The sequence below is a fragment of the Leclercia sp. J807 genome (assembly GCF_009734465.1).
GTDB lineage: Bacteria > Pseudomonadota > Gammaproteobacteria > Enterobacterales > Enterobacteriaceae > Enterobacter.
On record NZ_CP046446.1, the window covers coordinates 4,157,155 to 4,179,105 of the forward strand.

Genomic DNA, 21,951 nt, shown 5'->3' on the forward strand with positions numbered 1-21,951 from the left:
GCCGTTATCCCTTCATTCCAGGTTGCGAGAGCCAGCATAAATGAACAAAAAAAATCAGCTGTTGAGCGCGTTAGCATTGAGTATCGGTTTATCCCTGTCGGCCTCGTATCCGCTGGCCGCCGCACTCCCTTCGCAGGTTCCCGGCGAGGCCGCCCTGCCGAGCCTGGCGCCGATGCTGGAGAAAGTCCTGCCCGCCGTCGTGAGCGTACAGGTCGAAGGCACTGCGGTGCAGAGCCAGCGTATTCCGGAAGAGTTGAAAAAGTATTTTGGCGATGAGGCCCCTGACCAGCAGGGACAGCCCTTTGAAGGTCTGGGCTCCGGGGTCATCATCGACGCCGCGAAGGGCTATGTCCTGACCAATAACCACGTCATCAGCCATGCCGATAAAATCAGCGTGCAGATGAATGATGGCCGGGAGTTCGATGCCAAACTGATTGGCGGTGACGATCAGAGCGATATCGCCCTGCTGCAGTTGCAAAACCCAACCGGCCTGACGCAAATCGCCATTGCTGACTCCGACAAGCTGCGCGTCGGCGATTTCGCGGTGGCGGTGGGTAACCCCTTCGGCCTCGGCCAGACCGCCACCTCCGGCATTATCTCCGCGCTGGGCCGCAGTGGGCTGAATCTTGAAGGGCTGGAAAACTTTATCCAGACCGACGCCTCCATTAACCGAGGTAACTCCGGCGGCGCGCTGCTGAACCTGAACGGCGAGCTGATAGGCATTAATACCGCCATCCTGGCCCCTGGCGGCGGTAGCGTCGGGATTGGCTTTGCCATTCCCAGCAACATGGCCCGCACGCTGGCCCAGCAGCTGATTGAATTTGGCGAAGTGAAACGTGGCCTGCTGGGTATTAAAGGCACCGAGATGAGCGCGGATATCGCCAAAGCGTTCAACCTGAACGTGCAGCGCGGCGCCTTCGTCAGCGAAGTGTTGCCGAATTCCGGTTCCGCAAAAGCGGGCGTGAAATCCGGGGACGTGATTGTCAGCCTGAATGATAAACCGTTAAGCAGCTTTGCCGAACTGCGCTCGCGCATCGCCACTACGGAGCCGGGTGCGACGGTTAAGCTCGGCATTTTGCGTGACGGGAAGCCGCTGGATCTGCAGGTCACGCTCGATAAAAGCACCTCTTCATCGGCCAGCGCAGAGATGATTGCTCCTGCGCTACAGGGGGCGACCTTAAGCGACGGGCAGTTAAAAGATGGCACCAAAGGCATCACTCTCGACAGCGTTGAGAAGAGCAGCCCTGCCGCGCAGGCTGGGCTTCATCAGGACGATGTGATTATCGGGGTGAACCGCGTTCGCGTGCAGTCTATCGCCGAAATGCGCAAGGTGCTGGAGAGCAAACCTACCGTTATCGCCCTGCAGATCGTGCGTGGTAACGATACGCTCTATATTCTGCTGCGTTAAGCCTGTGCCTGTCCGGACATCGCCCCGTGTGATGTCCGGATAAGTCATGTTATGCTGCTTGCGTTCTCCCTTTAACGACGCCCGTATCATGGTTTTTAAGCTCATTCGTTCGGTCGCCATCGGCCTGGTAGTAGGTGGCCTGTTACTGGCCGCGATGCCCTCTTTACGTCAGTTCAATCAGCTGGCTGCGCCGCAGTTCGACAGCGCAGATGAAACGCCTGCCAGTTATAACCAGGCAGTACGCCGCGCCGCCCCTGCGGTGGTTAACGTCTATAACCGTGGGCTGAACAGCACCAGCCATAATCAGCTGGAGATCCGTACCCTTGGCTCCGGGGTGATCATGGATGAACGCGGCTACATTATTACCAACAAACATGTGATCAACGATGCCGATCAGATCATCGTGGCGTTGCAGGATGGCCGCGTCTTTGAAGCACTGCTCGTGGGCTCCGACAGTCTGACGGATCTGGCAGTCCTCAAAATCAACGCCACGGGCGGGCTGCCCGTTATCCCCATCAACCGTAAGCGGACGCCGCATATCGGCGACGTGGTGCTGGCGATTGGCAACCCCTATAACCTCGGTCAAACCATTACCCAAGGGATCATCAGCGCCACCGGGCGTATCGGCCTGAACCCATCCGGACGGCAGAACTTCCTGCAGACGGACGCTTCCATCAACCATGGCAACTCCGGCGGCGCGCTGGTGAACTCGCTGGGCGAACTGATGGGCATCAACACCCTCTCGTTTGATAAGAGCAACGACGGGGAAACGCCCGAAGGGATCGGCTTCGCCATCCCGTTCCAGCTCGCCAACAAGATTATGGATAAGCTGATTCGCGACGGACGCGTGATCCGCGGCTACATTGGCATTGGCGGGCGTGAGATTGCTCCGCTGCATTCTCAGGGTGGCGGAATCGATCAGATCCAGGGGATTGTGGTGAACGAAGTGACCCCTGGCGGCCCGGCGGCAGAAGCGGGTATCAGGGTTAACGACGTAATTGTCTCGGTGAACGGCAAACCGGCCGTATCGGCGCTGGAAACCATGGATCAGGTGGCGGAGATCAGGCCTGGCTCTATCATCCCGGTGGAAGTGATGCGTGATGATAAGAAACTGACCCTGCAGGTGACCATTCAGGAATACCCGGCCACCAACTGAGTTGGCAGGCATAAAAAAACCGGAGTCCATGCTCCGGTTTTTTATTGCCCTGACGGGAAGCGCGTCGCTTACTTGTTAACGAACTCTTCGCCCAGAACGATATCGTTCTTCAGGGTTTCCAGCATGCCAGCCATCGCCTGCTGTTCAAACGCGCTCAGGGTGCCGATAGACTTACGCTCTTCGATACCGTTTTTACCCAGCAGCAGCGGCTGAGAGAAGAAGCGTGCGTGCTCGCCGTCACCTTCAACGTAAGCGCATTCCACCACGCCTTGCTCACCCTGCAGGGCGCGAACCAGAGAGAGACCGAAACGTGCCGCAGCCTGGCCCATAGAGAGGGTTGCAGAACCGCCACCCGCCTTCGCTTCCACCACTTCGGTGCCGGCGTTCTGGATACGTTTGGTCAGGTCAGCCACTTCCTGCTCGGTGAAGCTCACGCCTGGGATCTGGGACAGCAGTGGCAGAATGGTCACGCCAGAGTGGCCGCCGATAACCGGGACTTCGAGCTCGGTTGGCTGTTTGCCTTTCAGTTCCGCCACAAAGGTGTTGGAGCGGATGATGTCCAGCGTGGTCACGCCAAACAGTTTGTTCTTGTCATACACGCCCGCTTTTTTCAGCACTTCTGCCGCGATAGCCACAGTGGTGTTAACCGGGTTAGTGATGATACCGATGCAGGCTTTCGGGCAGGTAGTAGCAACCTGCTGAATCAGGTTCTTAACGATACCCGCGTTCACGTTGAACAGGTCGGAACGATCCATACCAGGCTTACGCGCCACGCCTGCGGAGATCAGCACCACGTCTGCGCCTTCGAGCGCCGGGCGAGCATCTTCACCGGAGAAGCCTTTAATTTTAACAGCCGTCGGGATGTGGCTGAGGTCTACCGCCACACCAGGTGTTACCGGGGCGATATCGTAGAGGGAGAGTTCTGAGCCTGCAGGCAGCTGAGTTTTCAGTAGTAGGGCAAGCGCCTGGCCGATACCGCCAGCAGCGCCGAGGACTGCGACTTTCATCCTAAACTCCTTATTATGGTGAGCTAACTTTCTGTTACTCCGTCGCGGCGACCTTAATTCAGCAGATCAATAATTACAATCGTGATGTATCAGGAATTAGCGGTCACGCGCTTTTCGCTTCTGCCGGAAAGCTATCGGGCGTTATGCGATAACTAAGCAACGAATCAAGAGGTGGTTACAATACACCCTCGCCAGCCACCAAAACAACATCAATTTGATAACATTTAATTTACTTTTAAGGTTATTTGCGAGGCGTGACGCAGGCATGTTCCTTGATAACGAATTTTGATAAAATCACTCCCTTTCATAACATTATTTCAGCCTAAGATTGGGCAGATAATTTGCATAAAAATTCATCCATGTGCATAATAATGTTGTTTCTACCGCTATATTTCGGGTGATTTATGCGAATCTCTTCTAAACAAGAAGAATTGGTTAAAGCGTTTAAAGCGCTGCTTAAAGAAGAAAAATTTAGTTCCCAGGGGGAGATTGTCCAGGCTCTACAGGATGAGGGTTTCGAAAACATCAACCAGTCGAAAGTCTCCCGCATGTTAACCAAGTTCGGCGCGGTGCGTACCCGCAACGCCAAAATGGAGATGGTCTACTGTCTGCCAGCCGAACTGGGCGTTCCGACCACGTCGAGCCCGCTGAAGAATCTGGTACTGGATATCGACTATAACGATGCTGTGGTGGTGATCCACACCAGCCCGGGTGCAGCACAACTGATTGCGCGCCTGCTCGACTCGCTGGGTAAAGCGGAAGGTATCCTCGGCACTATTGCTGGTGACGATACCATCTTCACGACCCCGGCCAATGGTTTCTCGGTGAAAGATCTCTACGAAGCCATTCTGGTGCTGTTCGAACAGGAACTCTGATCCCCTTCCCCGCTGCCACTCGCGGCGGGGAACCTTCTGCTCCCGCCTCGTTTTTCCCTACAATCTGTTATCTGTAATTTAACAAATAGTGCGTTTTTCTGTCCCAATGCATTCACCCAGTGAATGATAAACCGCGAGATCGCACGAATAATCAAATTCGCGTATCCCCTTAATTTTAATAGAAATAAACCTCTGAACTCCGCTTAATCTTCTGGTTTTTATTCCATGTGGTTATAAAAAGCATTTTGCTTAATACGTGATTACACAAGAAACAATTAGCATGGTATTAATTTTTGGCGTTATTAGTGTATACTTGATTTTGTGATGAGGGTCACGAAACGAAGACCCCAGTAAAGAATATGACGAGGAAGAGAATCATGAAAATCAAAACTACCGTAGCCACACTAAGCATTCTGTCTGTCCTGTCTTTCGGTGCTTTTGCCGCCGATGCGATTAACGCTGAGCAGGCCCAGTCCCGTGAATCTATCGGTACGGTTTCCGTCGGTGCTATCGGTACCTCTCCGATGGACATGAATCAGATGCTGAACAAAAAAGCACAGGAACAGGGTGCCTCTGCTTATCGCGTTATCGAAGCGCGTTCAGGTGACCACTGGCACGCCACTGCTGAGCTGTACAAATAAGCCGTACCGAGCATTACCCGTACTACCCGATATCTCTGTTCAACGGCATCAGGCATAAAAATAGCAGCACAACCCTTCCTGCCGTTGAGCCTGCACTCCAGGAGTAAAGACTATGAACACTAAATTAATCATCGCCGCTGGTTTCGCTTCCGTTCTCTCATTTGGTGCCGGCGCAGCCGTACACCAGGTAAACGCTGACCAGGCGCAAGGCCTGCAATCGATGGGAAGTATCTCTGTTAATGAGGTTGCCGGTTCTCCGATGGATATCCGTCAGGCTCTGGCGGAAAAAGCTGAAAAGGCGGGCGCCAGCAGCTACCGCGTCACCGAACTGAACACCGGTGACCACTGGCACGCGACCGCTGAGCTGTACAAATAAACCCTCGTCGTATTGATATACGACTTGCCCCTGCTTTGCAGGGGCTTTTTTATGCCCCGCACTAACGTACGTTAAAGCGAATCTGCCCTTCCAGCTCCTCTTCCGCCTCATCAAACAGCAGGATCAGCGCCCCAAAACGTCTGCGCAGCTTTTCCGGTAAATGGATGAATTCGATTTCAAGCGGTAGCGGCAACTGGCTGCTGGTCACTATTTCCCACAGGGAGTCCAGATCCGTCACCCTCTCCTGACCTATGCCGAAGGTCCGTGAAAACTCACGGTAGAAATCCTCCTGACTGTCGATTTCATCAAAATCAAACGTATAGATATTCATGCCAGCCACCCCGTCCAGGTGAGCGGCTTCTGCCGCCCCGTCGATTATAATCCCCCGATATGCAGGGTTTTCACTTCCAGGAACTCCTCCAGTCCCAGTACTGACCCTTCGCGGCCCAGCCCCGACTCTTTCACCCCGCCAAACGGCCCCAGTTCGGTAGAGACCGCGCATTCATTAATCCCAATCATCCCGCTCTCAATGGCTTGCGAAACGCGGAACACCCGCTGCAAATTCTGAGTATAGAAATAGGCAGCCAGGCCAAACGGCGTATTGTTGGCACGCTGGATCACCTCCTCTTCGGAGGTAAATCGGAAGCAGGCCGCCACGGGTCCGAAGGTCTCTTCGCTGGCAAGCGCCATCCCTTCATGACAGTTTCCCAATACCGTCGGTTGCCAGAAGTTGCCGCCGAGGGCATGGGCTTTGCCGCCCGCCAGCACCGTGGCTCCTTTGGCGACCGCATCCTCCACATGTTCACGCACTTTTTTCACTGCGGCGGGTTCAATCAACGGCCCGACAACGGTCCCCTCTTCCAGACCGTCACCCACTTTTAAGTCGTTCACGGCAGCCACGAGTTTGCTGACAAATGCCTCATACACCGACTCCTGAATATAGAAGCGGTTAACGCTGACGCAGACCTGACCCGCGTTACGGAATTTATTGGCAATCGCCCCTTTCACCGCCGCATCGATATCGGCATCGTCAAAGACGATATAAGGCGCATTCCCGCCCAGCTCCATTGAGACTTTTTTCATGGTCTCGGCGGCATTGCGCATCAGGGTTTTGCCCACCGCCGTCGAGCCGGTAAAGGAGATTTTGCGCACCTCAGGGCTGGACATGATCGCGTCGCTTATCTCAGCGGTATTTCCGGCCACCGCGTTGAGTACGCCGTCCGGGACACCCGCTTTTTTAGCCAGAGTGAGCAGCGCAAAGGCGCTAAGCGGCGTGTTATTGGCCGGTTTTATCACCCCGGTACAGCCTGCCGCCAGCGCCGGGCCCAGCTTGCGGGTCAGCATCGCCATCGGGAAGTTCCACGGCGTGATAGCCGCCACCACGCCAACCGGCTCACGGGTGGCCAGAATGCGGGAGCCGGGTTTAACAGGAGGGATGATTTCGCCGTTGGCGCGTTTGGCCTGCTCGGCAAACCACTGGATGAAACTGGCCGCGTACTCCACTTCCCCTTCCGCCTCTTTCAGCGGTTTGCCCTGCTCGGTGGTCATCAGCTGGCCAAGCCACTGCTTGTTTTCAATGATTAATTCATACCAGCGATAGAGAATGGCCGAACGCTCTTTTGCGGTTCTGGCACGCCAGGCCGGGAAAGCCCGGCTTGCGGCGGCGATGGCCTCTTCGGTCTCTTTCTTGCCTGCTTTTGCCACCTGGGCTACTACCGCCCCGGTCGCCGGGTTAAGTACATCGAATGTGGTATCGAGCGTTTTCCATACGCCATCGACTAAATATCCGGTCTGAAATAGCGCACTATCCTGAAGAGACTGGGTAGTCATGTATCCTCCCATTCTGGGTTTAAGTACTTGCCCGAATAAGTATAGTCACAAAAAAACCGACGCTTATGGCGTCGGTTTTCGGAAGGATCAGCTGTCGGTCAGGGCATTCTGGTAACGATGCAGCATGCCCACCAGCCGCTGCACCGGTTCGGTCACCTGTCGCGGCGCCTCCCAGATACGCAGTTTTTCCTGATAGATATCCAGCTCCGCCAGCAGCTGCGTGAAATAGCGTCGGCGCTTATCGTCGCTGGACGCTGAAATCACATGATCGGCAGTACGGCGCAGCTGGCGGTGGAAGGCGGAAAGATCGTCATTTACCGGAATCGGCGCGTTGCGCAGACGCTGGTGGGCGATGATCAGCGTCAGGGCCAGGCGGAATTTCGCGATATCGCCCGGGAACTTGTTCAGCAGTAAAAAGAGCTGCTGATAGAGCGCAGGCAGATGGTTCTCTTTACGCCGGGCGGTATTGGTGGTCATCGCCGAGACGGCGGCAGAAACAAACTGGTTCAGCAGTACGCGGCCAGTTCGGGCCTGAGAGTTATCGCGCACCAGCAGGATCACCATCATCGCCAGGAAGCAGCCGACAATCTGCCCCAGCGCGCTGTCGAGAAACTGGCTGAAGTGGAAAGTCATTGGGTTATCCAGCACCAGAATATTGATGGTACTGGCCAGGGCCCCCAGCGATCCGAGGCGTCGCTTCTGCACCTCGATACCAATAAAGAAGGCCATAACCGCGAGACTCAGACAGAGCAACAGCATGCTTTGCTGGGTCGAGGGCAGAACCACCAGGAAATAGAAGGCACCAAGCGGCAGCGCCGCCAGCGTGCCGTACAGAAAATCGAGCGCCACCATCCGGGGATTAGGCAGACGCATCGCCAGCGAGGTGACTACCGCGATCATCACCATCGCACCGCTGCCGGAGGTCCAGCCGGTCCAGAGCCAGAAAAGCGTACCCAGCATACAGGCGAGCGTGGTGCGCCAGAAGTTAACCATCGCATGGTGACGTTCCGCCGACTCGGCTTTCACCACCACTTCACCCTGCAATACCTCCTCTTCGGTGGCGCTGATTTTAGTGTTGCCGATCACGCCACGCTTGAGCAGCAGGTAGCGCGTCGCCGCGCCAACCCAGGTGTAGATAGTCACCGGGGTATCACGCTCGCCGGTCCAGGCGATGACCCGGCGCATGCGTTTGAGCTGTTTATGCACGTCCTGAACGGTGGCAACGGGGGTGGCAAACAGCTCCCGGAAGGTCCCGGTGATCGCCTCGGGGCGCGTGTTCTGGATCAGATAGGTTTCACAGGCCTGGGTGATCAGGGTTAAGGAGACGGTATTAAGCGCCTTCAGGCGGCGGTTTGCCCGCGACCAACGCGACGACTCCATATTGAGGTTGCTACGCATCCCCTCCAGTGCGGTGGTACGGCGTACCAGCGCACTCCAGGCATTATCCACTTCTTCACTGTCGCCGTGCTCGATGCAGAGCTGCATGAGTTGATACTGGGCAACGATCAGCGCATCCAGCTCGCGATCCACCTCCTGTTTGATCGAGCGCGGAGAAAACAGCAGATCCGCTACGATCGCGCAGACGATCCCCATCACGATCTCACTGCAGCGCTCAACGGCAAACTGCGGCGTCAACAGCGGGTTGGCCTCAATGGTGATGATAATGATCAGCGCCGTATAGCCGGAAAGGCCCCAGGCGTAGGAGTTTTCCACCCGCACCAGGGAGGAGATCCAGGTACAAAAACCGGCCCAGATACAGCACACCATCAGCATCAGCAGCGGGGTGCGGATCATCAGGATCACGATGGTCAGCGCCGCGATACAGCCGATAAAGGTGCCGACGATACGCAGCATCCCGCGATAGCGGATGGCGCCAGAGTAAGGTTCGCCCCCCGCCGCAAAGGCCGGGCCGGCGGCAACAATCGCGGCCGTCAGCACCGCCCAGCGGGGCGTTTCCAGCTGAAAGTGGAACCCGACAAACAGCGCCAGCACAATGGCGAAGGCCAGCTTAATCGCGAAGCGCAGGTGCTGATTGGCGATGGAAAGGATACCCATGGCGATTAACCAAACTCGCGCAGACGGTGGGCAATTTTGCGGAACAGCGAGTCGTGGCTGGCATCCCGGTCTTTCTCACCGGTGATCACCACTGTCGCCGTCGTACCCGCTGGCCACAGGTCGCCCTGCTGCTCATCCAGACGAATACGCACCGGCACGCGCTGCGCCAGACGCACCCACTCCAGATTGGAATCGACGGTCGCCATCCCTTTGCTGTCGCGGGTGGCGCTGGAGTTGGTCACCCCTGCCGCCACGCTGTCGACCGTCCCTTTAATGACGCGGTTGCTGCCCAGCGGAGTGATCTCCGCCCGGTAGCCCGGACGGACGTTCTCCAGCTTGGTCTCTTCCATATAGGCGAGCACATAGAAGGAGTGCTGTTTCACCAGCGCCACGGCGGTGGAGCCGCGGGTAATAAATTCACCGGTATAGACGTTGAGGTTGGTCACCCAGCCATCGGACGGGGCGCGGATGACGGTACGCTCGAGATCGAGCTTCGCCAGATCGCGCGTGGCCTCGGACTTCGCCAGCTGATGCAGTACGGTTTGCAGCACGTTGTTGGACTGGTCAATCTCCTCGCGGGACATCGCCTGCACCCCCAGCTTATTACGCCGCCCTGCCTCGCGGCGTTTTTCCGCGGCCAGCGCCTGGTAATAGGAGACATCCGCTTCCGCTTGTTCCAGGGCTTTCTGGTAACGAGGCTGGTCAACGGTGAACAGCACCTGGTCCTTTTTGACCAGCTGGTTATCATGCACATTGACGGCGGTAATAAGCCCCGCCACATCCGGGGCGATGGCGACGATGTCGGCGCTAAAGCGCGCATCACGCGTCCACGGTGATTCGGTGTAGTAAACCCACGCGCGGAAAATAGCGATGAACGCGAGGATGACCAGTGCCAGCGTAATGGCGGTACGGGAGACTTTTCTTGTTAGTGTTTTCACATCTACCTCAAACAAACAGGCGCGATACCAGATAGAACAGGCAGCAATAGAGCGCGGAATTGAACAATGCAGGGTGCCAGACGAAATCATAGATCCCGGTTGGAGCCAGCACCTTTCGCACCAGCCAAAAAATCGCCAGTGATAAAAGCAGTTCGAAGAATATCGGTGGGAACGACAAACCGAACACCACGATAACGGGAAACAGACTCATGTTGACCTTGATTAGAGCGAGCAGGCGAAAGAATTATTCAGCGTACACCACCGCAGAAGTGGCCAGAAAAGCCGGGCGAGAGTGGCGTAGCTATAATGTATTAATAATATATTAGCGTAACTGTTATGCTGTTATCTATCATATGTGATCTAAATCACTTTTAAGCCAGAGTGAATAATGGAACGTCTAAAACGGATGTCAGTTTTTGCCAAAGTCGTTGAGCTGGGCTCTTTTACCGCCGCGGCCAGGCAACTACAGATGAGCGTCTCTTCTATCAGCCAGACCGTTGCCAAACTGGAAGATGACCTCCAGGTAAAGCTTCTCAACCGCAGCACCCGCAGTCTCGGCCTGACGGAGGCCGGGAAAATCTATTACCAGGGCTGTCGGCGAATGTTGTATGAAGCCCAGTCGGTGCATGAACAACTCTACGCTTTCAATAACACCCCCATCGGCACGCTGCGCATCGGCTGCTCTTCAACTATGGCACAAAATGTCCTGGCGGGAATGACCGCCGAGATGTTGCAGGAGTATCCGGGGCTGACGGTTAATCTGGTCACCGGTATTCCCGCCCCGGATCTGATCGCCGATGGCCTGGATGTGGTGATCCGCGTCGGGGCTTTGCAGGATTCGAGCCTCTTTTCGCGTCGTCTGGGGAGCATGCCGATGGTGGTGTGCGCGGCGAAAAAGTACCTCGCCAGAGCGGGGATCCCGGAAAAACCGGCGGATCTCAGCAATCACGCCTGGCTGGAGTACAGCGTGCGTCCGGATAATGAATTTGAGCTGACTGCGCCAGAGGGTCTGTCAACAAAGCTGCTGCCGCAGGGGCGTTTTGTGACTAACGATCCGATGACCATCTCCCGCTGGCTGGTGGCCGGAGCCGGGATCGCCTATGTGCCGCTGATGTGGGTGATCAACGAGATCAACAGCGGGGAACTGGAGATCCTCTTCCCACGTTACCAGTCGGATCCACGTCCGGTTTACGCGGTCTATACCCAAAAGGACAAACTGCCGCTGAAGGTGCAGGTGTGCATTAACTATCTGACGGACTATTTTGTGCAGGTGGCGACGCTGTTTCAGGAGATGCGGGGAAGGAAGGAGTAACCCTCTCCCGCGGGAGAGGGTCAGGATGACAAGATTACGCGGTACCGCCGACGGTCAGGTTATCCACTTTCAGGGTTGGCTGGCCGACACCCACCGGCAGGCTCTGCCCCTCTTTACCGCAGACACCGACGCCATTATCCAGCTTCAGATCGTTACCCACCATTGAGATCTGCTGCATCGCTTCGATGCCGGAGCCAATCAGGGTGGCACCTTTCACCGCTTTGGTCACTTTGCCCTTCTCAATCAGATAGGCTTCTGAGGTTGAGAAGACAAATTTACCGGAGGTGATATCCACCTGGCCACCGCCGAAGTTCGGCGCGTAGATCCCGTAATCAACGGATTCGATAATTTCCTGCGGCGTGGATTTACCCGCCAGCATATAGGTGTTGGTCATACGCGGCATCGGCAGGTGCGCGTAGGATTCGCGACGGCCATTGCCGGTTGGCGCAACGCCCATCAGGCGCGCATTCAGCTTGTCCTGCATATAGCCTTTCAGGATGCCGTTTTCGATCAGCACGTTGTACTGGCCCGGCGTGCCTTCATCGTCGATGGAGATAGAGCCACGACGGTCGGTCATGGTGCCATCATCCACTACGGTACAGAGTTCCGAGGCCACCAGCTCCCCTACCTGACCGCTGAACACAGAGGTGCCGCGGCGGTTGAAGTCACCTTCCAGACCGTGGCCTACCGCTTCGTGCAGCAGTACACCAGGCCAGCCCGCACCCAGCACCACCGGCAGCGTACCCGCAGGCGCCGCCACGGCAGAGAGGTTAACCAGCGCCATGCGCACCGCCTCTTTCGCCCAGGCGTCGGCACGCACTTCGCCATCCACCGGATTGAGGAACCATTCATAACCGAAACGACCGCCGCCGCCGCTGGAGCCACGCTCGCGTTTGCCATCCTCTTCCACCAGCACACTGACGGAGAGACGCACCAGCGGACGCACATCGGCGGCCAGGGTGCCGTCGGTTGCCGCCACCAGAATCAGTTCATACACGCCGCTCAGGCTGGCCGAGACTTCCTGCACGCGCTTGTCTTCCGCCCGGGCGACTTTGTCCACCCGGCGCAGGATATCCAGCTTCTCTTCACGACTCATGCTTTGCAGCGGATCGACGCTGGTATAGAGCGCAGAGTGCTGCACTTCGCCCAGGGTTTTCACCCGGCCATCGCCGCTCTCGCGCACGATGGTGCGGGCTGCCTGCGCGCTCTGTTCCAGCGCGGTCAGGCTAACCTGGTCCGCATAGGCAAAACCGGTTTTCTCACCGCTAATGGCACGTACGCCGACGCCCTGGTCGATGTTATACGAGCCATCTTTGATGATGCTGTCTTCTAAAACCCAGGATTCGTGATAGCTCGACTGAAAGTAGAGATCGCCGTAGTCGAGACGGCGTTCGGTCAGTTGACCAAGAATGGAAAACAGGTCCTGATGGCTCAGGCCGTTCGCTGCCAGCAGATGTTCACTTACCAGGTTCAGACTCATCGTTTTGCTACTCGTTCGTTGCCGTCCACAGGACGTATCTAAGATCTTATCTATTGAGAGTGAGGCAATTAATTGCCCGCGTCAAATCATTGCTGTGCATCTTTGCGTGGCTGACGCAGCACTTCATTAATCTGCGGTTTATCCACCGGGCCGGTGATGTGATAACGCAGAATAGAGACTTTGCTCCACAGCGGCCCCAGCACTTTGCTGGCGGCAAACACGGCCGCGCCGACAATCGGGTTAACGGCAAAAGCCGCCGCCACGCCGACGGTGGCGGAAATTTCCGGCGCCACCACCGCTTCCATATCCAGCTCACGACGCACCAGATTGACGGAGCCTTTCATAGCGATATCGGCTTCCAGCCCGTCCACCAGCGTGTCGTCGGTGTGCAATACGCCATCTTTGATCCATGCGGTGCTGCGGATCGAGTCGAAGTAGAAGCCTTCATTGAAGGTATCGTTGAAGTCAAAGCGCAGCTTGCGCAGCAGGGCATCGAAACTGAGTAAGCGCAACAGTTGCCCTGCATGGCCGGTGCTGAGATCGGCGATTTCACCTCTCCCCAGCCGCGTTTTCAGAATGCCGTTCAGCGAGGCTTCGTCAGGCTTCCAGGGCATGTCGCGCCAGTGCAGATCGTAATCGAGATCAAACGACGAACCGCGAATCGGGGTCGTGACGCCAAAATAGTTAGCGGCGGCATCCAGCTTGTTGCCCTTAATTTGCCCCTTCAGGGAGGTGCGCTTCTCGCGGACGCCGTTCACCCATTCGCCGTTGGCGGTCAGGCGCCCGAAGCCGGTATCAATCAACCCGCCCGCCAGGGTCAGGGTATCGCCCTTGATGGTGAAATCACCATTAATCCGGCCATACTTCTGTCCCCAGAGCCAGCACTCGGCGCAGCGCAGCTGCAGGTCAGGCCAGCCGCTAAAATCGATTCGTGAGGTACTGGATAACGGCGAGACGTTATTGCTTGTCCCGGCGGTGACGGAGGCCGGATTGTAATAAAGATAGCGGATCTGCGCCTGCCACGGCGCGGTGTCACGCATCAGCAGGCTGGCGTTGATCTCCCGTCCCTGGGCATCGATTTTCGAACCGTTGAGGGTGGGCTGCGAGACAATACTCAGGTTATTCCACTGCTGCCCGCCCAGCGTCAGCGCTGGCGTGCGTACCGTGATGTGTTGCGGGAACTGCGCCGCTTCATCCACATTTTGCCCCACCCCGCGCTGGAAAAGCGCCAGCCATTCTGCCCCATCCATCGGCGGCAGGTTGAGCTCTATACCCGCCTGCTCCGGCAGCGGCGGCAGGGTGCGGCTGTCGGTGGTCCAGATGGCGCGATCCAGCGTCAGCTTGCGGTTCAGCAGCCAGCGGCTGTTAAAGTGATTTGTCCCGCTGGCGTTACCGGTCAGGATAAAGCTGTTGAGATCCCCGTCGACATTCAGCTTCACCGGCAGCGGCTCGCCTGCGCGCTTGTTCAGGGGCGAAGGCAGATCGCTGCTAACGCTTTTCAGGTCGCCGCTGATGTCCACCTTGTAATGCGGGGTGCCACGATAAGGCAAATCGATCGCGACTTTGCCGTTCCACGGTAAACGGCCTTCAAGGGACTGGCTGACCACTTTGGGCAGCACATCCATCCGCGAAGGCTGCCAGCTGGCATCCATATTGACCGCCACCTGGTAGGCTTTCTCGCCCTCGGTGGTGGAGAAATCCATCTTCACCGGCTGGCTGAACCAGTTTGCGGTCAGCGGCCCGCTTTTCAGATCGCCATTCACGAAGCTGAACTGGCCGGTCAGGTTTTTCAACGTGCTGTTCAGCGGCTTGATGAACAGGCTGTTATTTTTCAGCCTGACGTCGCCTTTGGCGGTGGTCATGGTGCCGTCCAGCGGGATATCCAGATGTAAGCGAGCATTCACATCGCCAACCAGCTGGAGCTGCTGGAGCGTGGCGCCCAGCGAATCGTCTAACGGCGTCTCGTCAAAATAGGGCCCAACGGCTTTTCCAGGCCCGTTGATATCGGCGTCGATCAGCAATTTTTCTTTTGAATAATCGGGGATCACCGCCGTCAGGTTGCTGGCCTTCACGCCGCCCAACGCCACGCCGTCGGTTTTCATCCACAAGCCGTCATTGATGAAGTTGAGTTCAATATCGAGGTTTTTCAACGCCGGCCAGCCAGGCTGGAAGGCATAGGTGGCGTTGCGTAACGGCACCAGCACCTGGAACTGCCCTTCGTTGTGCTTGTAGGGGAACAGATGCGGGTTGCCGCCATACGCCAGGGTGGCGCTGTCCGCCTGCCCGCCCTGAATGGCGCCGCTCAAATAGTCCACCAGCGCTTTACCCATCAGGTTTTCAGGAAAATAGCGCCAGGCCTGTGAGCCGTCGTCGGTGCTGATGCCCGCCAGGATCCCCAGCCAGGGTTCATCGCCCGCCGGTTGCAGATAGCGGAAATCACCCCGGGCATGTACCGCTTTGGCTTTCACGTCGATGTCGCGCCCGTCAAGCTGGAAACCCTTCTCGTTCTTCAGCCAGTGGAGGGTGGCGGTTCCTTTTTCAATTTCCAGCGGTGCGCGGAAAACCGTTTCATACGGCATTTTAGCATCACGCATATGGGCTACCAGACGGCCATCTTCCATGCTGCCTTCCAGCGTGCCGCTAAAATGCTCGGCGCCCGGCAACATCTCCCACTGCTTCCAGGCGAGATCGGTCCAGGCAATGTTGAAGCGGGTTTTTTCTGTTGCCTGCAGCGGAATATCCAGTGCCAGAGCGTTGATCGCTCCCACCGGCTGGGTGGCCTGCCAGACTTCGCCCAGCGCCGGAGAGAGCTTCGCCGCAATGGTCCGCAGCCCCTCAAGGCCAGACAGCTCCAGATTGCTGGCGCGAATGCGCAGTTCATCGCTGCGTTTACTGTTAACGCCGCCCACATCCTGCGCCGGGATCCAGGCCAGCGACAGCGCCCCACGTGGCCAGGCTTTGTCATCCAGGGTGATACGGGTATCCGGAATGGCGAACTGCCACCCCTCATTGGCACGGGTCACATGGGCGGTGAGATTATCCACAGAGAGCTGATGCTGACGCGTTTCCCCCGGCCAGGTGGCGCCGCCCTGCTTCAGCCAGAGATCGCCGCTGGCGAACTTGCCGTTGGTGAGAGTCATCCAGCCTTCAATGCTAAAGCGTGCGGTTTCGAGCTGCATGTCCTGCTGCAGCAACTCTCCCAGCCAGGGTTTGACGTCCACGTCGTCGGCCTGCATCCACACTTTGCCGTTATTCAGCAGGCCATTGTCGTCACGCAGATCCATACGCACCTGCATCACGCCGTGCTGTCCGTTCAGGCTGGAGAGGCTGACCTGGCCTTCAGCGCGATGGCGCTCTTTGCCGTTGAGCCAGGTTAACTGGGGGATCGCCAGCTCGGCACGCTGCCCGGAAAGGGTGATAAAGCTAATCTCGCTGTCGCGCAGATCGAAATGATCGAACTGGCGCAGGAAGAGATCGCTGATGCGGTTGGCTTCGAAGCCTTCGCCTTGATCGTCGCTGCGCAGCGGGGTGTTGGTCAGAAATTGCAGCTGATAGAAGGTGAGATCGCGAAACTGCCAGCGCAGATGCAGCAGACTTTGCCAGACATCCAGCGCCAGGGTCACACGCTTAATCTTAACGTGGCCGCCATCTTTTAGCTGCGCGTTGATGTCGCGCACTTCCAGGGTCGGGCCAAAATTTTGCCAGCTCGCGTTGAGCTGGCTGGCCGCGACGGGCATGCCGGTCGCGGATTCGATCTTCGCCAGCAGCTGCGGGCGCCAGTTGTCCAGATGCGGCAATACGAGACGCAGCCCGCTTACCAGCAGCGCGACAATCACTATCAGCGTTGCCCCTGTAAGCAGTAAAATCCCCGGCAATCGCCTCACGCGTCTCTCCTTGTCAGCCGTTTTCTCGCAGCACGCTGCGTTTTACATCATCACCACGTCAAACTGCTCCGGATTATAGAGCGGCTCGATTTGTACTTTTACCTGTTTGCCGACAAAGATTTCCACTTCCGCCAGAGCGTGTGACTCTTCCCCTTTCAGGGCTTCCGCCACCGAAGGAGAAGCATAGACCAGGAAACGGTCGGAGTCGTAGGCGTGATGCACGCGCACGATCTCACGCATAATCTCGTAGCAAACCGTCTCTACCGTCTTCACCGTGCCGCGACCATGGCAGGTTGGGCACTCGTTACACAGCACATGCTCCACGCTTTCACGGGTGCGCTTGCGGGTCATTTCTACCAGCCCAAGCTGGGAGAAGCCGTTAATGCTGGTTTTCACGCGATCTTTACTCAGCGCCTGCTCCAGCGAATGCAGCACGCGACGGCGGTGGTCTTCGTTACTCATATCGATAAAGTCGATGATGATGATGCCACCCAGATTGCGCAGACGAAGCTGACGCGCAATGGCCTGCGTCGCTTCAATGTTGGTGTTGAAAATGGTGTCGTCCAGATTGCGATGCCCGACAAACGCCCCGGTGTTGATATCCACGGTGGTCATCGCTTCGGTCTGATCGATAATCAGATAGCCGCCGGACTTCAGCTCGACTTTACGCTCCAGCGCGCGCTGAATTTCGTTCTCAACGTCGTAGAGATCGAAGATGGGCTGCTTGCCGGTGTAGTGCTCCAGCAGGCCCGGCATTTCAGGAATGTATTCAGCGGTGAATTCGAGCAGCGCATCATAGGTCAGACGGGAGTCGACGCGGATGCGATCGAGCTGGGCATCGGCGAAGTCACGCAGGACGCGCTGGGCCAGCGCTAGTTCGCCGTACAGCTGACAGCGGGTCTGGTTGCGTTTTTTACGCTCCATCACTTTGGTCCAGACGCGTTTCAGGTAGGCCGCATCCGAGGCCAGATCCTCTTCGCTAATCCCCTCTGCGGCTGTGCGAATGATAAAGCCGCCCTGCTCATCGCAGTAAGCACTGACGACCTTTTTCAGCCGCTCGCGCTCGCTTTCGCTTTCGATACGCTGAGAGACGCCAACGTGTGACGCGCCAGGCATAAAGACCAGATAACGGGAGGGTAAGGTGATGTCGGTGGTCAGGCGCGCCCCTTTGGTGCCCAGCGGATCTTTCACCACCTGCACCATCAGATCCTGGCCCTGACGCACCAGCTCGGAGATATCACGGACGGTAAACTGTTTTTGCTCTTCACCCGCCACGCATTCGGTGTGCGGCATGATATCTGAGGCGTGTAAAAATGCCGCTTTATCGAGTCCAATATCTACAAATGCCGCCTGCATACCCGGTAGTACACGACTGACACGACCTTTGTAGATATTGCCTACTATTCCGCGTCGCGCTTCGCGCTCAATATGGATTTCCTGAAGAATGCCGCCATCAATATAGGCCACACGGGTTTCCGATGGCGTTACGTTTACCAACAATTCAGCCGTCATAATTATCCCTTCCCTCACGCAGTGAGTTAAAATTGCTCAGCAACTCATACGTTTCCACCAGCGGTAAGCCGACTACGGCGTGATAGCTGCCATTGATCTTCCTGACAAAACAGCCACCCAACCCTTGAATACCGTATGCACCTGCTTTATCCATAGGTTCACCGCTGGTGATATAACCGGCGATATCCTCATCTGTGAGTACTCTGAACGTGACATCGGTGACAACCAGACAGTCGAGCACGTGCTGACGATCAGCCAGCGCGACGGCGGTCATCACCTGATGCGTTTGTCCGGACAATTTGCGCAGCATCCTGAAGGCATGCTCGCCGTCGTGAGGTTTCTCGAGGACTTCACCGTTAAGGATCACGATGGTATCTGCGCCCAGCACCGGTAAATCGCGCGGCACCTGCGCCACGCCAGCCTGCGCTTTCTCCCGCGCCAGGCGAGAGACATACTGCTGAGCGCTTTCGCCCTCAGCCCGTGTTTCCTCAATGCCGGTAACGATACGTTCAAAAGAGAGACCCAACTGCGTGAGCAACTCCTGACGGCGCGGGGAGCCGGAAGCGAGATATAAAGACGTCATAGAAACCTTTTATTGCACGGCAAATTGCTGGCGGACCTTACGCATCAACAGGAATAACCATGGCCAGAGCACACCGTTTACTACACTACTCCAGAACACTTCCGGACGGAAAGAGACGTTGATCACTAAAAACTCTGCCCAGAAAACAATGATATCCGCGGCCATGGATAACAACATCACCACCAGCGCCTGTTGCCAGAGCGCCAGATTACGAAAGAGCTGATATTTCAGTGCGACCAGGTATGCGATGATACTCATGGAAAGTGCGCGTACGCCAAGCGTCGAGCCACTGATCAGATCCAGTATGGCACCCATCACAAAACCTGTGCCCACATTTACGCGGTGCGGTAGAGCGAGGATCCAGTAGAGCAAAATCAGCAGCACCCAGTTTGGCCGGAAAACGAGAATGTCGTCCGGCCAGGGCATGACTTGCAGCAACAGCGCGATCAAAAACGAGAGCCAGATAACCCAGCGTCCCTGGCTACGGTAGCTTGCCACTATTGCCCTCCCGGAGAGAGTTGCGGTGGCGGCGGCGCATCAGGCGGTGGCTGGGTCAGCCCTGTCGCCGGCGCAGGGACTGGTGCCGGCGGCCCCATGGAATTTGGCGCAGGCAGAACCTGCGGCATCATCTGCATCAGACGTTCATTCGCCACGCGGTGCACCTCTTCCGGCGTCATGGGGTTACTACCGTTACGATCGGCGCCCCACAACAGCAGCAGATAGCGCAGACGCTGCAAGCCCGCGGTAGGACGTGCCTGAATCACAGTATACGCGCGCTGAGTATCCAGCTTCACGGAGGAGACCACCCCAACCGGGTACCCTTCCGGGAAACGTCCGCCGAGACCGGAGGTCACCAGCACGTCACCCACACGAATATCGGTATTCGCCGGCAGATGTTCCAGTTGCAGATCGTCCGTACAGCCGTTACCGGCGGCAATCACGCGGATGTCGTTACGCAGAACCTGGATCGGCAGCGCATGGGTCGCATCGCAAATCAGCAATACGCGGCTGGTAAGCTTGGCAACAGCCACCACCTGGCCGACGACGCCTTTATCGCTGATAACAGGTTGGCCTTCGTAGACGCCATTAACGCTGCCTTTGTCGATGACCACCTGATCGCTATACGGATCGTTAACGGTGGAGATCACCTGGGTCACCATCTTCTGCTCATCCTGACGCAGCGGAGAGCCCAGCAGCTCGCGCAGACGGGCATTCTCCTGCTTGTACTGGCCCAGCATCAGCAGTTCGCTGTTTTTCAGCAGCAGTTCCTGTCGTAACGCGCGGTTTTCAAGTTCGAGTTGATCGCGTGAGGACAGGGTTTGCGAGACGCTGTCGAGTAATTCACGGGGACCATTTGATACAAAATAGAAAGGACTGACGGCGGTATCCATGTACGTTCTGATCTGGCTGAACGTACCGAGGCGGCTATCGGCAATAATGACACCAAGCGCTACCAACACCCCAAGGATGAGGCGAAACTGTAGCGACGGGCCACGGCTAAAAATTGGCTTCATAGGCTATGCGTACTCTCGCGTCAGAGAGAAAGGGTAGCCATCCGCTACCCTTTCACACCTGACTACTCTTCGCTGAACAAGTCGCCGCCGTGCATGTCGATCATCTCCAGCGCCTTGCCGCCGCCACGGGCTACGCAAGTCAGTGGATCTTCTGCAACTACGACAGGAATTCCTGTCTCTTCCATCAACAGGCGGTCGAGGTTACGCAGCAGCGCACCACCACCGGTCAGAACCATACCGCGCTCGGAGATATCGGAAGCCAGTTCCGGCGGGCACTGCTCGAGGGCAACCATGACGGCGCTGACGATACCGGTTAACGGCTCCTGCAGCGCCTCGAGGATTTCATTGGAATTCAGGGTAAAGCCACGCGGAACCCCTTCTGCCAGGTTACGGCCGCGCACTTCGATCTCGCGAACTTCATCACCCGGATAAGCAGAACCGATTTCGTGCTTGATACGCTCTGCGGTGGCTTCACCGATCAGAGAGCCGTAGTTACGGCGTACGTAGTTGATGATGGCTTCGTCAAAGCGGTCGCCACCGATACGTACGGAGGAGGAGTAAACTACACCATTCAGGGAGATAACGGCCACTTCAGTGGTACCGCCACCGATATCCACCACCATGGAACCGGTTGCTTCGGAAACCGGCAGACCCGCGCCGATTGCCGCAGCCATTGGTTCTTCAATCAGGAAGACTTCACGCGCACCAGCGCCCTGAGCGGATTCACGAATAGCACGACGTTCAACCTGGGTCGCGCCAACCGGCACACACACCAGAACACGTGGACTCGGACGCATAAAGCTGTTGCTATGCACTTGCTTGATAAAGTGCTGAAGCATTTTCTCGGTCACGAAGAAGTCAGCGATAACGCCGTCTTTCATCGGACGAATGGCAGCGATATTACCCGGCGTACGGCCAAGCATCTGCTTAGCGTCATGGCCTACAGCCGCTACGCTTTTCGGTGAACCAGCACGATCCTGACGAATGGCCACAACTGAAGGCTCATTCAGTACGATGCCTTGTCCTTTTACATAAATGAGGGTATTCGCGGTACCCAGGTCAATGGACAGGTCATTGGAAAACATGCCACGAAATTTTTTCAACATACTAAGGGATAATCCTGAAAGCTGGGGCGGAAAACAAAATCCGCTTACTTTACCAACCACACGCAGCAGCGACAAGGCGCAAAAATCGCCTGCTACGGTGAAAATTAGTGCAGCACGTTTCCTTTGTTACAAATCGTCGCCTGACTCCCTCAGGGCTGAGAAAACAGCAGTATTCCTCACGTACATTTGTAACCCGTTAAAGGTCGTTCACTGTCTTTTTGCTCGTCATACATCACGCTACAGGCGCGATATTCTACGTGAAAACTCACCAAAC

19 protein-coding genes are annotated in these 21,951 nt (G+C 56.7%); 6 read left to right on the forward strand and 13 right to left on the reverse strand.

Features of this window, described 5'->3' with window-relative positions; genetic code table 11:
* The first annotated feature begins 40 nt into the window (after positions 1-40).
* On the forward strand, positions 41-1,408 hold the full coding sequence (gene degQ, locus GNG26_RS19675) for a serine endoprotease DegQ (RefSeq protein WP_114316571.1): 1,368 nt from the start codon (positions 41-43) through the stop codon (positions 1,406-1,408).
* Positions 1,409-1,496: 88 nt separating this feature from the next.
* On the forward strand, positions 1,497-2,564 hold the full coding sequence (degS, locus tag GNG26_RS19680; RefSeq protein WP_103180994.1) for an outer membrane-stress sensor serine endopeptidase DegS: 1,068 nt from the start codon (positions 1,497-1,499) through the stop codon (positions 2,562-2,564).
* A gap of 68 nt (positions 2,565-2,632) precedes the next feature.
* Here degS and mdh read toward each other — a convergent pair whose 3' ends face one another.
* Positions 2,633-3,571 carry a malate dehydrogenase gene (gene mdh, locus GNG26_RS19685; RefSeq protein ID WP_103177218.1) on the reverse strand — a complete coding sequence of 313 codons (939 nt, stop codon included), beginning with the start codon at positions 3,569-3,571 and terminating at the stop codon, positions 2,633-2,635.
* Positions 3,572-3,975: 404 nt separating this feature from the next.
* On the opposite strand from mdh, the gene argR reads away from it, so the two are divergent.
* The 3 genes from argR to yhcN (GNG26_RS19700) all read left to right on the forward strand — a co-directional run bounded on the left by argR (position 3,976) and on the right by yhcN (GNG26_RS19700) (position 5,463).
* Entirely contained in the window at positions 3,976-4,446 is a 471-nt protein-coding gene (gene argR / locus GNG26_RS19690) for a transcriptional regulator ArgR (protein ID WP_103824952.1), read from the forward strand.
* A 377-nt stretch (positions 4,447-4,823) separates the two neighbouring features.
* The gene (yhcN, locus tag GNG26_RS19695) at positions 4,824-5,087 is read left to right on the forward strand and encodes a peroxide/acid stress response protein YhcN (RefSeq protein ID WP_103824953.1); all 264 of its coding nucleotides are present in this window, start codon (positions 4,824-4,826) and stop codon (positions 5,085-5,087) included.
* A 112-nt stretch (positions 5,088-5,199) separates the two neighbouring features.
* Complete coding sequence (gene yhcN, locus GNG26_RS19700; RefSeq protein ID WP_103824954.1) at positions 5,200-5,463, forward strand: peroxide/acid stress response protein YhcN; 264 nt, start codon at positions 5,200-5,202, stop codon at positions 5,461-5,463.
* Positions 5,464-5,524: 61 nt separating this feature from the next.
* Here yhcN (GNG26_RS19700) and GNG26_RS19705 read toward each other — a convergent pair whose 3' ends face one another.
* The 5 genes from GNG26_RS19705 to aaeX all read right to left on the reverse strand — a co-directional run bounded on the left by GNG26_RS19705 (position 5,525) and on the right by aaeX (position 10,497).
* Positions 5,525-5,794, reverse strand: a complete 270-nt coding sequence (locus GNG26_RS19705; protein ID WP_103824955.1) for a barstar family protein — start codon at positions 5,792-5,794, stop codon at positions 5,525-5,527.
* A gap of 44 nt (positions 5,795-5,838) precedes the next feature.
* Positions 5,839-7,293: an NAD-dependent succinate-semialdehyde dehydrogenase gene (locus GNG26_RS19710; protein WP_103824956.1), complete on the reverse strand. Its 1,455-nt coding sequence runs from the start codon at positions 7,291-7,293 to the stop codon at positions 5,839-5,841.
* 87 nt (positions 7,294-7,380) lie between these two features.
* Positions 7,381-9,348 (reverse strand): p-hydroxybenzoic acid efflux pump subunit AaeB, encoded by a 1,968-nt coding sequence (gene aaeB / locus GNG26_RS19715; RefSeq protein ID WP_156239831.1) that lies wholly within the window; start codon positions 9,346-9,348, stop codon positions 7,381-7,383.
* A gap of 5 nt (positions 9,349-9,353) precedes the next feature.
* Entirely contained in the window at positions 9,354-10,286 is a 933-nt protein-coding gene (gene aaeA, locus GNG26_RS19720) for a p-hydroxybenzoic acid efflux pump subunit AaeA (RefSeq protein WP_103824986.1), read from the reverse strand.
* A gap of 7 nt (positions 10,287-10,293) precedes the next feature.
* Complete coding sequence (gene aaeX / locus GNG26_RS19725) at positions 10,294-10,497, reverse strand: p-hydroxybenzoic acid efflux pump operon protein AaeX (RefSeq protein ID WP_032614553.1); 204 nt, start codon at positions 10,495-10,497, stop codon at positions 10,294-10,296.
* A 177-nt stretch (positions 10,498-10,674) separates the two neighbouring features.
* Between aaeX and aaeR the strand changes: the two genes are divergently transcribed.
* On the forward strand, positions 10,675-11,598 hold the full coding sequence (gene aaeR / locus GNG26_RS19730) for an HTH-type transcriptional activator AaeR (RefSeq protein ID WP_156239832.1): 924 nt from the start codon (positions 10,675-10,677) through the stop codon (positions 11,596-11,598).
* 34 nt (positions 11,599-11,632) lie between these two features.
* Here aaeR and tldD read toward each other — a convergent pair whose 3' ends face one another.
* From tldD to mreB, 7 genes are all read right to left on the reverse strand, one after another.
* Positions 11,633-13,078 (reverse strand): metalloprotease TldD, encoded by a 1,446-nt coding sequence (tldD, locus tag GNG26_RS19735; RefSeq protein WP_103824959.1) that lies wholly within the window; start codon positions 13,076-13,078, stop codon positions 11,633-11,635.
* An 86-nt stretch (positions 13,079-13,164) separates the two neighbouring features.
* On the reverse strand, positions 13,165-16,962 hold the full coding sequence (gene yhdP, locus GNG26_RS19740; protein WP_156239833.1) for an AsmA2 domain-containing protein YhdP: 3,798 nt from the start codon (positions 16,960-16,962) through the stop codon (positions 13,165-13,167).
* A gap of 42 nt (positions 16,963-17,004) precedes the next feature.
* The gene (gene rng / locus GNG26_RS19745; protein WP_103177228.1) at positions 17,005-18,474 is read right to left on the reverse strand and encodes a ribonuclease G; all 1,470 of its coding nucleotides are present in this window, start codon (positions 18,472-18,474) and stop codon (positions 17,005-17,007) included.
* Positions 18,464-19,057, reverse strand: a complete 594-nt coding sequence (locus tag GNG26_RS19750) for a nucleoside triphosphate pyrophosphatase (RefSeq protein ID WP_156239834.1) — start codon at positions 19,055-19,057, stop codon at positions 18,464-18,466. The genes rng and GNG26_RS19750 overlap by 11 nt, the downstream gene beginning before the upstream one ends.
* Positions 19,058-19,066: 9 nt before the next feature.
* Positions 19,067-19,555, reverse strand: a complete 489-nt coding sequence (gene mreD, locus GNG26_RS19755; protein ID WP_103177230.1) for a rod shape-determining protein MreD — start codon at positions 19,553-19,555, stop codon at positions 19,067-19,069.
* The gene (gene mreC / locus GNG26_RS19760; RefSeq protein ID WP_103177231.1) at positions 19,555-20,571 is read right to left on the reverse strand and encodes a rod shape-determining protein MreC; all 1,017 of its coding nucleotides are present in this window, start codon (positions 20,569-20,571) and stop codon (positions 19,555-19,557) included. Before mreC ends, mreD begins: the two co-directional genes overlap by 1 nt.
* A 62-nt stretch (positions 20,572-20,633) precedes the next feature.
* Positions 20,634-21,677, reverse strand: a complete 1,044-nt coding sequence (gene mreB, locus GNG26_RS19765; RefSeq protein ID WP_000913396.1) for a rod shape-determining protein MreB — start codon at positions 21,675-21,677, stop codon at positions 20,634-20,636.
* Between the last annotated feature and the right edge of the window lie 274 nt (positions 21,678-21,951).